The organism is Microbacterium sp. MYb62, from assembly GCF_002979475.1.
In the GTDB taxonomy this organism is placed as follows: domain Bacteria; phylum Actinomycetota; class Actinomycetes; order Actinomycetales; family Microbacteriaceae; genus Microbacterium.
Genome location: NZ_PCOY01000017.1, coordinates 50,102 through 64,751, shown reverse-complemented (window position 1 = coordinate 64,751; position 14,650 = coordinate 50,102). Strand labels below are relative to the sequence as shown.

Annotated in this window: 16 protein-coding genes; 5 read left to right on the top strand and 11 right to left on the bottom strand. The window is 69.9% G+C overall.

Annotated elements, in window-relative coordinates; translation table 11 throughout:
- Positions 1–25: 25 nt before the first annotated feature.
- Both CQ042_RS15215 and CQ042_RS15210 read right to left on the bottom strand, forming a co-directional pair.
- Positions 26–445: a hypothetical protein gene (locus CQ042_RS15215; RefSeq protein ID WP_146115412.1), complete on the bottom strand. Its 420-nt coding sequence runs from the start codon at positions 443–445 to the stop codon at positions 26–28.
- A 78-nt stretch (positions 446–523) separates the two neighbouring features.
- Positions 524–1,084: an acyl-CoA thioesterase gene (locus CQ042_RS15210; RefSeq protein WP_105671316.1), complete on the bottom strand. Its 561-nt coding sequence runs from the start codon at positions 1,082–1,084 to the stop codon at positions 524–526.
- Between the two features lie 131 nt (positions 1,085–1,215).
- Between CQ042_RS15210 and CQ042_RS15205 the strand changes: the two genes are divergently transcribed.
- Positions 1,216–1,725 carry a GNAT family N-acetyltransferase gene (locus CQ042_RS15205; protein ID WP_181157591.1) on the top strand — a complete coding sequence of 170 codons (510 nt, stop codon included), beginning with the start codon at positions 1,216–1,218 and terminating at the stop codon, positions 1,723–1,725.
- An 80-nt stretch (positions 1,726–1,805) separates the two neighbouring features.
- Here CQ042_RS15205 and CQ042_RS15200 read toward each other — a convergent pair whose 3' ends face one another.
- The 4 genes from CQ042_RS15200 to CQ042_RS15185 all read right to left on the bottom strand — a co-directional run bounded on the left by CQ042_RS15200 (position 1,806) and on the right by CQ042_RS15185 (position 6,610).
- Positions 1,806–2,957 carry an acetyl-CoA C-acetyltransferase gene (locus CQ042_RS15200; RefSeq protein WP_105671296.1) on the bottom strand — a complete coding sequence of 384 codons (1,152 nt, stop codon included), beginning with the start codon at positions 2,955–2,957 and terminating at the stop codon, positions 1,806–1,808.
- A 107-nt stretch (positions 2,958–3,064) separates the two neighbouring features.
- Entirely contained in the window at positions 3,065–4,858 is a 1,794-nt protein-coding gene (locus tag CQ042_RS15195; protein ID WP_105671295.1) for a cytochrome b/b6 domain-containing protein, read from the bottom strand.
- Between the two features lie 2 nt (positions 4,859–4,860).
- On the bottom strand, positions 4,861–5,832 hold the full coding sequence (locus CQ042_RS15190) for an electron transfer flavoprotein subunit alpha/FixB family protein (RefSeq protein ID WP_105671294.1): 972 nt from the start codon (positions 5,830–5,832) through the stop codon (positions 4,861–4,863).
- A 1-nt stretch (position 5,833) separates the two neighbouring features.
- Complete coding sequence (locus tag CQ042_RS15185) at positions 5,834–6,610, bottom strand: electron transfer flavoprotein subunit beta/FixA family protein (RefSeq protein ID WP_105671293.1); 777 nt, start codon at positions 6,608–6,610, stop codon at positions 5,834–5,836.
- 140 nt (positions 6,611–6,750) lie between these two features.
- Between CQ042_RS15185 and CQ042_RS15180 the strand changes: the two genes are divergently transcribed.
- Genes CQ042_RS15180 through CQ042_RS15170 form a run of 3 tightly spaced genes read left to right on the top strand, consistent with a single transcriptional unit; the run spans position 6,751 to position 8,199 of the window.
- Positions 6,751–7,287: a MarR family winged helix-turn-helix transcriptional regulator gene (locus tag CQ042_RS15180; protein ID WP_105671292.1), complete on the top strand. Its 537-nt coding sequence runs from the start codon at positions 6,751–6,753 to the stop codon at positions 7,285–7,287.
- A gap of 1 nt (position 7,288) precedes the next feature.
- Entirely contained in the window at positions 7,289–7,759 is a 471-nt protein-coding gene (locus CQ042_RS15175) for an SRPBCC family protein (protein ID WP_105671291.1), read from the top strand.
- Positions 7,756–8,199, top strand: a complete 444-nt coding sequence (locus tag CQ042_RS15170) for a YdeI/OmpD-associated family protein (RefSeq protein ID WP_105671290.1) — start codon at positions 7,756–7,758, stop codon at positions 8,197–8,199. The genes CQ042_RS15175 and CQ042_RS15170 overlap by 4 nt, the downstream gene beginning before the upstream one ends.
- Before the next feature lie 67 nt (positions 8,200–8,266).
- Here CQ042_RS15170 and CQ042_RS15165 read toward each other — a convergent pair whose 3' ends face one another.
- The 4 genes from CQ042_RS15165 to CQ042_RS15150 are packed head-to-tail and all read right to left on the bottom strand — an operon-like array spanning position 8,267 to position 12,705.
- Positions 8,267–9,043 carry an enoyl-CoA hydratase gene (locus tag CQ042_RS15165; protein ID WP_105671289.1) on the bottom strand — a complete coding sequence of 259 codons (777 nt, stop codon included), beginning with the start codon at positions 9,041–9,043 and terminating at the stop codon, positions 8,267–8,269.
- Positions 9,044–9,071: 28 nt separating this feature from the next.
- The gene (gene mmsB, locus CQ042_RS15160) at positions 9,072–9,977 is read right to left on the bottom strand and encodes a 3-hydroxyisobutyrate dehydrogenase (RefSeq protein ID WP_105671288.1); all 906 of its coding nucleotides are present in this window, start codon (positions 9,975–9,977) and stop codon (positions 9,072–9,074) included.
- A complete protein-coding gene (locus tag CQ042_RS15155; RefSeq protein ID WP_105671287.1) occupies positions 9,974–11,179 on the bottom strand; it encodes an acyl-CoA dehydrogenase family protein in 1,206 nt (401 codons plus the stop codon). The genes mmsB and CQ042_RS15155 overlap by 4 nt, the downstream gene beginning before the upstream one ends.
- A 26-nt stretch (positions 11,180–11,205) precedes the next feature.
- Positions 11,206–12,705: a CoA-acylating methylmalonate-semialdehyde dehydrogenase gene (locus tag CQ042_RS15150; protein ID WP_105671286.1), complete on the bottom strand. Its 1,500-nt coding sequence runs from the start codon at positions 12,703–12,705 to the stop codon at positions 11,206–11,208.
- A 425-nt stretch (positions 12,706–13,130) separates the two neighbouring features.
- Between CQ042_RS15150 and CQ042_RS15145 the strand changes: the two genes are divergently transcribed.
- Complete coding sequence (locus CQ042_RS15145) at positions 13,131–13,715, top strand: antibiotic biosynthesis monooxygenase (RefSeq protein ID WP_105671285.1); 585 nt, start codon at positions 13,131–13,133, stop codon at positions 13,713–13,715.
- A gap of 25 nt (positions 13,716–13,740) precedes the next feature.
- On the opposite strand, the gene CQ042_RS15140 is transcribed toward CQ042_RS15145, so the two are convergent.
- Positions 13,741–14,634, bottom strand: coding sequence for a LysR family transcriptional regulator (locus tag CQ042_RS15140; RefSeq protein WP_105671284.1), 894 nt, complete (start codon positions 14,632–14,634; stop codon positions 13,741–13,743).
- Positions 14,635–14,650 lie beyond the last annotated feature (16 nt).

Sequence of the window (14,650 nt, the reverse complement as noted above, 5' to 3'; positions counted from 1 at the left end):
CGGAAACCGGAGGAGCACTCCGCGCTCAGAACGCCGGGCGCCGATCATCCGCTCCGCGGAACCATCGGCGCGCCGACGGCACGAACAGCAGAATCCCCTGGCCGGCGCCGACGGCACCGGCCCAGAGCCCGATGGGCGTCACGATGAGCAGCGCCGTCATCGCGAGCGCCTGGCCGACCACGACCCACCGCAGCCACGAGATGCGCCGCGCGAGCCCGACCAGCACGGCGACGTTCACCAGCACGCCGAGCACCACCAGTCCGCCCCAGAGGATCGTCGATGTCGCGTTCGCCGGGGTGGGAAAGGTCGTCAGGAGCCAGAGCAGCACAGCGCCGGCACCGAGCCAGACGAGCACGAGGAGCGCGGAGAGGAACATCGGGATGATGATCGTCGCGGGCATCCATTCCCGCTGCGGGCGATCCCGCGTCGCTGCCGTCCCGGTCACCGTCGCATCCCTTCGCACCACCGTGTGCGCGTGGCGTGCACCATCACCCTAGATCGTGCGGGTACCGGCGTCGAGGGATCAGCCCCAGACGCTCGGAGCCTTCACCCGCACGGGCGGGAGGGCGGAAGCCGCGGCCCAGTCGTGCACCCAGGCGTCGATCTCCGGCACGCCTTCGGGCTTGCCGACCGCGGCGAACAGCTCTTCGTTGCTGACCGTGCCGCCCGTGCGGCGCAGCATCCTGGCTCGCACGATCGCCCGGGCGTAGATCTCGCCTCCGACCACGGCGCGATGCTCCAGGAACAGCGCCTTCTCGTCATGGCCGATGAACCGCGACTGCACCTCGAACCGCTGCCACAGCTTCAGCGACTTGCGGAACGTGACCGTCTCGCTCGACACCACCGCGTACCAGCCGCGATCCTTCATCGCGTCGAACAGGCCGGTGCGGATGAGCTGGTCCCAGCGCCCGAGATCGAACAGCGACAGGTAGCGCCCGTTGTTCATGTGGCGCAGGATGTCGAGGTCGGTCGGCAGTGTGGTGATCCGGATGCTGCCCACGGCCGTCGGGTCGAGGGTCTTCCCCCGCCGCACGCGGCGGCGAGCGCCGAGGATCACCAGGAGGGTCCGCCAGATCACGTTCACGAGGATCGATCGTAGCCAGGAGTACACGATCCGCGAACATCCTTGTGCGAACCCTCCATGCCCGCACACCGGGTGTCATCGAACATCCACTCGATTTCCACTTCGCGGATGCCGCGCGTAGAGTCACGAACATGAGCGCCGAAGCCCAGTCTGAAGTCATCGTCCGTCCGGTCCGTGATGTGGATGCGGAAGCCCTCGGTCGCGTGCACGCGCAGTGCTGGCACGAGACCTACGACCACCTGATCAGCAAGGCTGCGCTGGAGAAGGTCTCGCCTCGCCGCATGGCAGAGCTCTGGACGCACTGGGCCTCGCAGGGCCCCGAGTTCAAGATGAACGCCGCTCTCGTCGACGGCGAGATCGTCGGCTTCGTCGGTTCGGGCCCCGCCCGCGACAAGGATGCTCCGGCGTTCCGAGAGCTGTACTTCATCTACCTCCTCGACGCCTGGCACTCCACCGGCATCGGCCAGAAGCTGTTCGACGCCGCCGTCGAGAAGGATGAGCCGCTGTACCTGTGGGTCGCCGAGGACAACCCCCGCGCGCACCGCTTCTACACGCGCAACGGCTTCCGCCTCGACGGTGCGACGCACACCGAGCCGTTCCTGGGCGAGACGCTGACCGAGGTCCGCTTCGTCCGCCCCTGATCTCCGCAGCACACGCGCAGAACGGGCCGTCTCCTCTCGGAGGCGGCCCGTTCTCGTCGTCCGTTGCGGTTCGCTCCGGCTCAGAGCCGTTCGATGATCGTCACGTTCGCGACGCCGCCGCCTTCGCACATGGCCTGCAGGCCGTAGCGTCCGCCGGTGCGCTCGAGTTCGTTCAGCATCGTCGTCAGGAGTCGCGTGCCGGTCGCGCCGATGGGGTGGCCGAGCGCGATGCCGCCGCCGTTGACGTTGACCTTCTCGTGCGGCGCGTCGAGCTCGCGCATCCAGGCGAGCACCACGGGAGCGAAGGCCTCGTTCACCTCGAACAGGTCGATGTCGGAGATGCGCAGCCCTGCGCGCTCCAGGGCGTGCCGGGTGGCCGGAATCGGGGCGGTGAGCATGAGGACGGGGCTGGCGCCGCGCACCGCCATCTGATGGATCCGTGCACGCGGCGTGAGCCCGTGCGCGTGCACGGCCCGTTCGCTCGCGACGAGCACCGCGCTGGAGGCATCGCTGATCTGCGACGAGACCGCGGCGGTGATCCGCCCGCCCTCTCGCAACGGCGCGAGACCCGCCATCCGCTCCAGGGTGGTGTCCCGGCGCACGCCCTCATCGTGGTCGAGGCCGTTCAGCGGAGCGATCTCCTTCGCGAAGCGCCCCTCGTCCTGCGCGCGAGCGGCGCGGCGGTGACTCGCCAGGGCGTACTGCTCCATCTCCTCACGGGAGATGTCCCATTTCGCGGCGATCAGCTCGGCACCCGCGAACTGCGAGATCTCCTGTTCGCCGTAGCGCGCGCGCCAACCGGGCGACTCGGCGTACGGCGTCGTGAAGCCGTACGCCTCCCCCACGGTCGCCGCCGCGGTCAGCGGCACCTGCGACATGTTCTGCAGACCGCCCGCGATCACGAGGTCGCTCGTGCCGCTCATCACGGCCTGTGCGGCGAAGTGCACGGCCTGTTGGCTCGAACCGCACTGGCGGTCGATCGTCACGCCCGGCACGTGCTCCGGGAATCCGGCGACCAGAGCGGCCGTGCGCGCCACGTTGCCCGCCTGCCCGCCGATCGCATCGATCGCACCGAGCACGACGTCGTCGATCGCGCCGGGGTCGATGCCCGTGCGCTCGACCAGTGCGGTCAGGCTGTGCGCGCCCAGGTCGGCCGGGTGGATGCCCGCGAGCGATCCCCCTCGCCGGCCGACGGGGGAACGGACCGCGTCGATGATGAATGCCTCGGCCATGATCTTTCCTTCCGTCGTGCGGGGGGACGCGTCGTGCGGGGATGCCCTGGTGTCAGTGCGTGGTGCCAGTGCCCTGGTGTCAGCGCCGTGGTGTCAGCGTCGTGGTGTCAGCGTCCGGAGACCTTTCCGAACGCCTTCGCGATGGGCGCGAGCACGAGCGGCCGTGCAGCCACCCAGGCGATCGCGATCACGACGAGCGAGACGATGAACACCCAGAACCCCGTCCAGGTGACCGCGTCCTGCGAGGCGAACATGTGATTCAGGTTGCGCAGGAATCCGGTGAGCATCACCAGGGCGACGTGCGCGATGATGAACGCCACGAAGTAGAGCATGATCGGGAAGTGCAGCGCCCGCGCCCACTCGACCGGATAGGCCTTCGACAGCTTCTCGGCCTTCTTCGGCCAGAGCCCCGACATGCGGAATCCGGTGATCGCCGCGAGCGGGGCGGCGATGAACACGGTCGCGAAGTAGGCGAGCTGCTGCAGGCTGTTGTAGTTGTTCCAGCCGTTCTCGTGCGGCCAGTCGAACGAGACGTACTGCAGCGCCGCCGACAGGGCGTTCGGGAACACCTCCCAGCTCGTCGGCACGATGCGCACCCAGTGCCCGGTGACGAACAGCAGCACCACGAAGATCACGCCGTTCACGAGCCACAGGATGTCGAGCGACTGGTGGAACCAGAGGTTCAGGCTGATCTTGCCCTTCGCGTTGCCGCGGGGCGTCCAGAAGACGGTCGGTCGCTTCTCGGTGCGCACCTGCAGGCCGGAGCGGATGATCAGCACCATCAGGAACATGTTGAAGAAATGCTGCCAGCCGATCCAGGGAGCGAACCCCGGCTCGACGGCGATGCCCGGCTCGTACTCGCCGGGGAACGCTGCGAGGAAGTCCTGCATGAAGGGGAAGCTGAGGAGCGCGCGCACGAAGGCGATCGCCGCTCCCGCGATCAGCCCGAGCGCGGCCGCACCGAGCAGCACGGCGATCGCCTGCGTCCAGGTCGGACGGCGGCGCCCGGATGCCGGCGCGACGTCGATGTGTCGTGGCGCGCGGCCGTTCCAGACCGTGCGTGTTCCGCGGAGCGGAATGGCGACGTCGGCGATCGCCGGGGTCGCGACGGCGGATGCGGGAGCAGGCACCGCGACCGCAGCCGGGGCCGGTGCGGCATCCGCCACGGCGGCGGGTGCGGCATCCCCCACGACCCGGTCCTGCGGTTCCGATCCGTCGACCGCGGACGGCAGCGGATCGCCTGCCATCGAGGGAACCGTCTCCGCGGGCGGCCAGGGCTCGCCGCCCACGACACGCGGAAGCCCGCGGCGGATACCGCCACTCGAAAGGGATTCCGGGGCGGACGACTCCGCGACCGGAGCGACGGGGGCGACCGGAGCCGAAGCGTCCTCGCGGGGCTGCGACGCGGCGGGGGCGAGTTCAGGTGCCTCGCTGCGAGTGTCTGCGACCGCAGTCGCCGTGGTCGTCTCGGCGGTCGTCTCGGGCTGGACGACCGGAGGCGAGGGCTCTGCCCCCGCAGGCGGCCACGGTTCACCTCCGACGACACGAGGCAGGCCCCGACGGACGCGGACGACGCCGCTGCGCCCCGCCGCCACACCCGCACCCGCCCCTGCCGTCACACCCGAACCCGCACCTGCACCTGCACCTGCACCTGCACCTGCACCTGGCGTCACACCGGGGGCCGACACGCCAGATGTCGGATCAGGACCCGCCGAACGTCCGACATGTGGCGTGTCGGCCGACGGGGCGCGCGTGGCGTCCGGGGAAACCGGGGCGTCCGTGTCCGCGGCAGCGGGGTCCACGACAGCCGCCTCCGCGGCAGAGGCGACCTCGGCCGCGGGAGGCCAGGGCTCCCCTCCCGGTACACGCGGCAGACCGCGTCGCAGCATCCGCGTCGCCATGGCTACTTCTTCCGCGCCTCGAGCGCCGCGATCACCTGCGGCACCACGGCGAACACGTCGCCGACGATGCCGAAGTCCGCGACGTCGAAGATCGGCGCCTCCGGATCCTTGTTGATCGCGACGATGTTCTTCGACGTCTGCATGCCCGCGCGGTGCTGGATCGCTCCCGAGATGCCGAGAGCGACATACAACTGCGGCGACACCGAGACCCCGGTCTGACCGACCTGGTGCGACTGCGGGATGTACCCGGCGTCGACGGCTGCCCGAGAGGCACCGACGGCGGCGCCGAGGGCATCGGCGAGCTCCTCGACGAGCACGAACTTCTCCTTCGACGCGAGACCGCGACCACCGGAGACGACACGCGTGGCGCCGCGCAGCTCCGGACGGGAGGAGGCGACCTCGACCGCTTCGACCGGACCGGCCGTGGCCGCAACAGCCCCGGATGCCGCGACATCGAGCACCTCGACGGAGTGCGAAGGTACGGCTTCGGCGCGCGCATCGACCGCACCCTGACGCACCGTGATCACCGGAACGCCGAAGGTGGGGGCGGAGTCGACGAGGTAGGCCCCGCCGTAGACCGAGTGGTGGGCGACGACGCCCTCGTCATCGCGCGAGACCCCGACGGCGTCGACCGACAGTGCACTCTTCGTGCGCACCGCGAAGCGGCCGGCCACATCACGACCGGAGATCGAGTTCGAGATGAGCACGGCGTCGGGGCGCACCTGCGCGGCCGCGGCCTGCAGGGCATCCACGATCGGAACCGTGAGCGAACCGGCATCACCGTCGGCCGTCAGCACGATGGACGCACCGGCGGCGGCGGCCTGATCCACGGCGGCCGGACTGCCGCCGACGATCAGTGCCACGGGCGAGCCGATCGTCGAAGCCGCACCGATCAGGGCGGCAGTGCTGCTGGCCACGTAGCCGGAGGGATCGACGTCGACCAGGACGAGGATCGGGTTGTCGGAGGAAGTCATCTCACACCAGCCTGTTCTGCACGAGGTAGTCGACGAGCTTGTCGGCGGCGTCGCCCTCATCCGTGATCTTCACGCCGGCCGCCCGCGGGGGCTTCTCCGACACGGCGGTCATGATGGTCCGCGCGGCAGCGGACGGGTCTGCCGAGACGTCGAGGTCGGCGAGCGAGAGCACCTCGAGGGGCTTCTTCTTCGCGGCCATGATGCCCTTGAAGTTCGGGAACCGGGCATCCGGGAGCGCCTCGGTGATCGAGATAACGGCGGGCAGCGCCGCGGAGACCGGCTGGCTGCCGGCATCGGCCGCACGCGTTCCGGAGACCCCGTCTGCGGTGATCTCGACGGACGAGAGGGCGGTGACCTGCGCGAATCCGAGGTGCTCGGCGAGCATCGCGGGGAGCACGCCGCCGGAGCCGTCGGTTGACAGGTTGCCGGTGATCACGAGGTCGGGCGCGCCACGGCGGATCGCGGCGGCGAGCACCTCGGCGGTGAGTCCGAGGTCGGCGCCGGAGAGCTGTTCGTCGGCGATGTGCACGGCCGAGCCTGCGCCGATCGCGAGCGCCCGACGCACGGAGGCCGTGGAGCCTTCCGGAGCCATCGAGACGGCCACCACCTCGGTGCCGTCGTTCTTGTCGGCGTAGCTGAGCGCGACCTCGAGCGCCCGCTCCGTGATCTCGTCGAGGACGACATCACCCGCGGCGCGATCGGCGAGCCCGGTCTCGAGATTCAACTTGCGATCGCCATAGGTGTCCGGCACCTCTTTGACCAGGACGAAGATCTTCATCGATTGCTCCTCACGACTGCTGCAATTCTAGACCGCGATACTGAGTTCCAGCTCACTTGCGACTGAGAACCATCGGTTGCGACGTCGGATGCGTCGCGCGCCATCGCCGCACCGCGCCTTCCCCGCACTACCGTAGAGAAATGGCCCGACCCCGTCCGCTCCCCATCGATCCGCTCGCCGAGGCGAAGCGGCAATGGCTCGCGCACGGATGGACGGATGCCGCCGACGGCATGGCCGTCGTCACCTCGGTCATGCGTGCCCAGCAGCTGCTGCTGGCCCGCGTGGACGCCGCCCTCAAGCCGTTCGCGCTGAGTTTCGCCCGCTACGAGGTGCTGCGCCTGCTGGCCTTCAGCCGCGCGGGCAGCCTTCCGCTGTCGAGCGTGGTGGCCCGCCTCCAGGTGCACCCGACCACCGTCACGAGCACGGCCGAGCGCCTGGTCCGTGACGGCCTGATCGCGCGGGAACCGCACCCGCACGACGGACGCGCCGCCCTGCTCGTCCTGACGGATTCCGGACGAGAACTGGTCGAGCGCGCCACGCAGGCCCTCAACGCCGACGTCTTCGCCGAACCCGGCCTGAACCGCGACGACGCGGCCGAGCTCGTCGCGATCGTGGCCCGGCTGCGCAAGGACGCCGGCGACTTCGCCGATCCGCGTCCGCAGCCCGAAGCGCTCTGACGTGGCCCGGTTCGCGCTCGAGACGATCATCGACGCGTCCCCCGCCGAGGTGTTCGCCGCATCACTCGACCCGGCACTGCATGTGAAGAGCATGGCCCGATACGGCGAGACGATGGTCGAGGCTCCGGCGGGTGGCGTCTTCACCGAGGGCACGACCGCGACCTGGCGGGCGCGCCACTTCGGCATCCCCTTCCGCCTGCGCTCGATCGCCTTCGACGTCGATCCTCCCCGCGGTTTCTCGGACCGACAGATCTCCGGTCCGTTCGCCGCGTTCCTGCATGAGCACCGGTTCGAGGAGCATCCGGACGGCACTGTGATGCGCGACGCCGTGACCTTCCGCTCGCCGTTCGGCCCGCTCGGCAGCCTCGTCGACGCGGTGTTCCTGCGCGCGTACATGCGCCGGCTGATCCGGGAGCGCAACGCGATTCTCGCCGCCGAGTTCGAGGATCCCGGGCGTACTCTTTCGGCATGAGCGAACTGCGCCTGCACACCGTCCTCACCGGCCGCGGCCCCGCTGCAGCGATCCTGCTCAGCGACGAGCAGGTCGCGTCGCTCGGGGCCGGCAAGGCTTTCCCCGTGGCCGTCACCATCGGAGGACGCACCGCCCGCCTGCGCCTGGCACGCATGGGCAGCGAGAACATGATCGGCTTCAGCAAGGCCGTGCGCGCCGATCTCGGACTCGAGATCGATCAGGAGATCGATGCCGTGATCCGCGTGGATTCCGCCGAGCGCACCGTCGACGTGCCCACCGAGCTCGCGGCAGCCTTGGACGCCGACCCCGCGCTGCGCGCCGCCTTCGACGCCCTGTCGTACTCGGTGCGCAAAGAGCACGCGCGGAGCGTGACCGAGGCCAAGCAGGAGGCGACGCGCGAGCGCCGGATCGCGAAGATCGTCGACGCCCTCCGCGGCTGAGCACTGTTCGCTTCCGGCACGCATCGCTTCAGGCGCTCATCTCGTCAGGGCTTCCTTCACGACCCGCTCATCGGTTCTGGAAGTCGGGCGCCCGCTTCTCCCGGAATGCCGACATGCCCTCTTTCTGGTCTGCGGTGTCGAACAGCGCGGCGAAGGACCGCTTCTCGTGCGCGAGCCCCTCGGCCAGCGTCGTCTCCATCGCGGCATCCAGCGCGGCCTTCGCGGCGTAGACCGACGGCAGCGACTTCGAGGCGATCGTGTCGGCCAGCTTCGTCGCCTCGGCGAGGAGGTCGGATGCCGGCACGACGCGCGATACGAGGCCGGAGCGCTCCGCCTCCTCCGCGCCCATGAACCGCCCGGAGAGCACCAGCTCCGCGGCCTTGTAGTAGCCGACCGCGCGGATCAGACGCTGCGTGCCGCCCATGCCGGGGATCACGCCCAGGTTGATCTCGGGCTGTCCGAACTTGGCGTCGTCGGCGGCCAGGATGATGTCGCACATCATCGCCAGCTCGCAGCCGCCGCCCAGGGCGAAGCCGGAGACCGCCGCGATCACGGGGGTCCGCACCGCAGCGAACTCGTGCCAGACGCCGAAATGATCGGTCTCGAGCATCTGCGCCGCGGACATGCCCTCCATCTCCTTGATGTCGGCACCGGCGGCGAAGGCCTTCTCGGATCCGGTGACGACGATCGCGCCTACGCCCTCGTCGGCATCGAAGGCGACCGCTGCCGCGGTGACCTCTTCCGCAAGCCGGCTGTTCAACGCGTTCAGCGCCTCGGGACGGTTCAGGGTGATCCACCCCACCCGTCCACGCTGCTCGACCAGGATCGTCTCGTACTCGGTCATGTCGCCCTCTCCGTCGGAGTACCGATCATCACACGCGGTCGTCGCGGATGTCGGTGATGATTCCGGAGAAGTCCCGCGTCGCGCCGTCACCGGCGGCGAAAGCGGCGTAGATCTCCTGCGCGAGCCGGCCCATCCTGGCGTCGGTCGATGTCTGCTGGATCGCCTGCAACGCGAGCCCGAGATCCTTGGCCATCAGCGCACCGGCGAAACCCGGCTGGTAGTCGCGGTTGGCCGGGCTCGTGGGTACGGGGCCGGGCACGGGGCAGTTCGTCGTGATCGACCAGCACTGACCCGAGGCCTGCGAAACGACGTCGAACAGTGCCTGATGTTCGAGCCCGAGCCGCTCCCCCAGCACGAACGCCTCGGCCACCGCGATCTGCGAGACCGCGAGCACCATGTTGTTGCAGACCTTGGCTGCCTGGCCGAGGCCCGGACCGCCGCAGTGCACGATGCGCTTGCCCATGACCTCCAGCAGCGGGAGTGCTGCGGCGAAGTCCTCCTCGGCCCCGCCGACCATGAACGCGAGCGTGCCGTTCTCCGCGCCGACCACACCGCCAGACACGGGAGCGTCGACGTTGCGGTGTCCCGCGGCGAGCGCGAGCGCGTGCGCGGCCCGCGCCTCGTCGACGGCGATGGTCGACGACTCGATGAAGAGCGTGCCGGGCCGAGCCGCGGCAAGCAGCTCGGTGCGGTACGCCTCGATCACATGCTTCCCGGCAGGGAACATCGTGATGACGACATCCGCCGAGGCCACGGCTTCCGCGCCGCTCGCGGCCACCGCGATGCCGGCCGCCTGCGCGGCCTCGATGGCCGCGGGAACGAGGTCGAAGCCGTGCACCTCATGCCCTGCTGCGACGAGATTCCTCGCCATCGGCAGCCCCATGTGCCCGAGGCCGAGGAAGGCCACGACTGTGGAGGAGGACGGCGTGGTCACGATGCGCTCCGCATCTGGTCGCCGCCGCTGCGCTGGAGGGACGCGGAGCCCGCGGGTCGCAGCATCTCGCGTCCGACGATCAGTCGCATGATCTCGTTGGTCCCTTCCAGGATCTGGTGCACCCGCAGATCGCGGACGACGCGCTCGATCCCGTAGTCCTGCAGATATCCGTAGCCGCCGTGCAGCTGCAGCGCGCGGTTCGCGACGTCGAAGCCGGCATCGGTCGCGAAGCGCTTGGCCATGGCGCAGCGCATCGTCGCGTCGGGCGCATGCTCGTCGACCGCCTGCGCACCGTCGCGCACCATGAGCCGTGCGGCGTGCAGGTCGGTGCGCATGTCGGCGATCGCGAACAGGATCGACTGCTTCTCTGCCAGCGGCTCGCCGAAGGCCATCCGCTCGTGCACGTACTGCACCGCCTTGTCGAGTGCCCATTGCGCCCCGCCCAACGAGCAGGCGGCGATGTTGAGGCGTCCGCCGTTGAGCGCCGACATCGCGATCGCGAACCCGCGGCCCTCGTCGCCGAGCATGGCGGATGCCGGAACCCGGACGCCGTCGAGGATCACCTGGCGGGTGGGCTGCGCATGCCAGCCCATCTTCTTCTCCGGGGCGCCGAAGCTCAGCGACTCGGCATCACCGGGGACGAGGAAGGCGCTGATCCCTCGCGCACCCGGCTCGCCGGTGCGCGCCATCACGACGTAGACGGCGGCCTCTCCCGCTCCGGAGATGAACTGCTTCACGCCGGTGAGCACGAAGTCATCGCCGTCGCGCACCGCGCTGGTCGCGATGTTCGCGGCATCCGATCCCGCTCCCGGCTCGGTGAGGCAGTAGCCCCCGAACTCGGACATGGCCGTCAGCTTCGGCAGCCACGCTCCGCGCTGCGCGTCGTCACCGTAGGTGTCGATCATCCAGACGACCATGTTGTGGATGGATATGTAGGCGGCGACCGCGGGGTCGCCCTTCGCCAGCTCCTCGAAGATCGCCACGGTGTCGAGGCGGCTGAGGCCGCTGCCGCCGAACTCCTCATCGACGTAGATGCCGCCGAGGCCGAGCTCGCCGGCCTTGCCGAGCGACTCCCTCGGGAACAGGTGCTTCTCGTCGCGCTCGGCGGCGTAGGGGGCCAGCTCGGTCTCGGCGAACTCGCGGACGGCGCCGAGGATCGCCTCGCGCTCCTCGGCGGTGGTGGTGACGGTGGTCATGGTCATCGTGATTCCTTGTGGGAGGTTCCGGGTCAGTGCATGGTGGGGATGACGAAGCTGGCACCCTCGCGGACGCCGCTCGGCCAGCGGCTCGTCACCGTCTTGGTCTTGGTGTAGAACCGGAAGGCGTCGGTGCCGTGCTGGTTGAGGTCGCCGAAGCCGCTGCGCTTCCACCCGCCGAACGTGTAGTACGCGATCGGCACGGGGATCGGCACGTTCACGCCGACCATCCCGACCTCGACGCGGGCCGCGAAGTCGCGGGCGGCGTCGCCGTCGCGCGTGAAGATCGCGACGCCGTTGCCGTACTCGTGCTCCGACGCCATGCGCAGGGCTTCCTCGTAGTCGGCAGCGCGCGCGATCACCAGCACCGGGCCGAAGATCTCCTCGCGGTAGATCGCCATGTCGGTGGTGACGTGGTCGAACAGGGTCGGCCCGAGGTAGAAGCCCTCCTCGTGTCCTTCGACCGTGAAGCCGCGGCCGTCGGCGAGGAGCGTCGCGCCCTCGTCGACACCCTGCTGGATGTAGCCCTCGACCCGCTCGACCGCCGCCCGCGTGACCAGGGGTCCGTAGTCGACGTCGGCCGCGAGAGAGGGGCCGATCCGCAGCTGGGCGACACGCTCGGAGAGCTTGGCGGCGAGAGCATCGGCCGTCTCCTGCCCCACGGGGACAGCGACCGAGATGGCCATGCACCGTTCGCCCGCCGATCCGTAGCCGGAGCCGATCAGCGCGTCGACGGCCTGGTCGAGGTCGGCGTCCGGCATCACGATCATGTGGTTCTTCGCACCGCCGAAGCACTGCGCGCGCTTGCCGTGCGCCGCCGCCGTCGCATAGATGTATTCGGCGATCGGGGTCGAGCCGACGAAGCCGACGGCGCGGATGCGGTCGTCGGTGAGCAGCGTGTCGACGGCCTCCTTGTCGCCGTGCACGACGTTGAGGACACCGGCGGGGAGGCCGGCCTCGAGGAAGAGCTCGGCGATGCGCACCGGCACCGAGGGGTCGCGCTCGCTGGGCTTGAGCACGACCGCATTGCCGGCGGCAAGCGCAGGACCCGCCTTCCACAGCGGGATCATGGCGGGGAAGTTGAACGGGGTGATCGCGGCGACGACCCCGAGCGGCTGCCGCATCGAGTAGACGTCGATGCCGGTACCGGCGCCGGTGGAGTACTCCCCCTTGAGCAGGTGCGGTGCCCCGGCGGAGAACTCGATGACCTCCAGCCCCCGCTGGATGTCGCCCTTCGCGTCGTCGACCGTCTTGCCGTGCTCGCTCGCGAGCAGCTCGGCCAGCGACGTCATCTCGCGCTGCACCAGGTCGAGGAACCGCAGCAGCACGCGAGCGCGCTTCTGCGGGTTGGTGGCGCCCCATGCCACCTGGGCCTCTTCGGCGTTCGCGATGACGCGTCGCACCTCGTCGGCCGAGGCGAGCGGCACGCGTGCCTGCACCGCGCCGGTACTCGGGTCGAACACGTCAGCGAAGCGACCGGAGTCGGGAGTGAGAAGCGATCCGCCCACGAAGTGCGGGATAGTACGAGTCATTGTGTGACATCCCTCCGTGCCGTCGTTGGCACATTGGGGAGTTTACTCTGAGACCCGGACATTTACTAGGACGTCCTTGTATCTCGATCCACTCGGTGCCACGATCGGATCGAGGTTGTTCGCATCGCGTTCACCGCCGCGTCATCTCGGCCGGGTACAACTACAAGTGCGCGGACAGAGACTCAGACCGGATCGGGTGTCACGTCTACCGCGCGCACGGTGAGCACTCTCGCTCCCGTCGCGGCTCCCACGCCGCGAGACCCCCGCCGAATCGGGTCGGCGGGGGTCCTCCTCGTGGGGCGGGGAGTGGGGCGGGGAGCGGCCGGGCACCTCCCGCATCCGAATTAGAATCGAGGGAGCGCCGCCACCCCTGGCGCATCCGCTTCGGCGTCCCGACCCCGGACGCCCTTCACCGAGGACCCACCTTGTCCGAGCCCCTCACCGTGTCCATCCGCCGCGAAGTCGACCCCGAGCGCATCGTCGAGGCGACCGCCTGGGTGCAGACGGGGGTGAACCTCGCGACGAAGTATCCGGGCTTCCTCGGCTCGGGCTGGGTGCGCGCCGGCGAGGACTCGCAGGTGTGGCACATGCTCTACCGCTTCGCGAGCGAGGATTCGCTCACCGCGTGGGAGCAGTCGGCCGAGCGGGCGTGGTGGCTGTCGATGGGCGAGGGCTTCGTGCGCAGCGAGCGCTCCAAGCGCCGCACCGGGATCGAGGGCTGGTTCGACGAGCCGACCACCGGCACGATCACGCTCCCGTCGCCCGACGGCACCACCGAGACGGTCACGGTCGCCCCCGCTCCGCCGCGCTGGAAGCAGGCGACCTCGATCTGGCTCGGATTCTTCCCCGTGAACCTCGCCTTCACCTACGCGATGAGCCCCGTGCCGGGATGGAACGAGCTGCCGATCTGGCTGCGGGTGCTCGTCACGACCCTCGTTCTCACGCCGATCATGGCGTACTGGGTGCTCCCCTTCGTCACCCGCTCGCTGCGGACCTGGCTCACGCGCTGACGCCCGTCTCACCCGAGATGCGGGATCAGGCGACAGCGAGCCGAAGCGCCCGATCGATCTCGGCGACGACATCGGTGAACGGACCGGGGCGGCGCACCAGGTAGAGGGTGTTGATCGGCGGGTCGTCGGTCTCGCGCAGCACGACCAACCGCCCGTCGGCGAGCTCCTCGGCGATCAGGTACGTCGGCAGCACCGTGATCCCCGCTCCGGCGACGGCTGCCGCGGCGAGGGCTCGGAGGTCGGGCACGATCAGGGCGGGTTCGCGCTCGAGGCGGAGGCCGAACACATGCCGCCAGTACCGACGCAGGATGGGCACGTCGTGTGCGTAGGCGAGGAGCGGGATGCCCTCGAGGGCGCTCGGCACGAGTTCAGCCGAAGCGCTGACCCCGAGCGACGGTGCGGCGACCAGGGCGAACTCCTCGTCGACGAGAGCGGCAGCAGGAAGCGCGCGCCCCTTCGGACGGATGGCCGAGAGCACGAGATCGAGGCTTCCGGCACCGAGCTGCTCGAGCAGCTCATCCGCCAACCCCGTGGTGACGGTGAACCGCCGCCCCTCCGCGATCATCGGCGCCAGCGCCGGCATCACCACGCGCTCGACGAACTCACCCGCTCCGCCGATGCGCACCGGCGGAGCGGCAGCCGGTGCGGGGGTCCCGACGGCGAGGGCGAGCGCGTCGAGCGGCCCGGACAGGCGCGCGGCCAGATCGTCGGCGCGGGGCGTGGGGGCGATCCCACGCGCATGGCGGATGAAGAGCGGCTCCCCGATGCGGCGCTCCAATGCCTGCAGCTGCGTCGTCACGGAGGACTGGGCGATCCCCAGCATCCGCGCGGCTGCCGACACCGACCCCGATCGGTAGGCGGCGAGAAATGTCCGCCACAGGGCGAGGTCACTCAACCCATCGCCATTCCGATCGCTCATATCGAAAATGTATCGG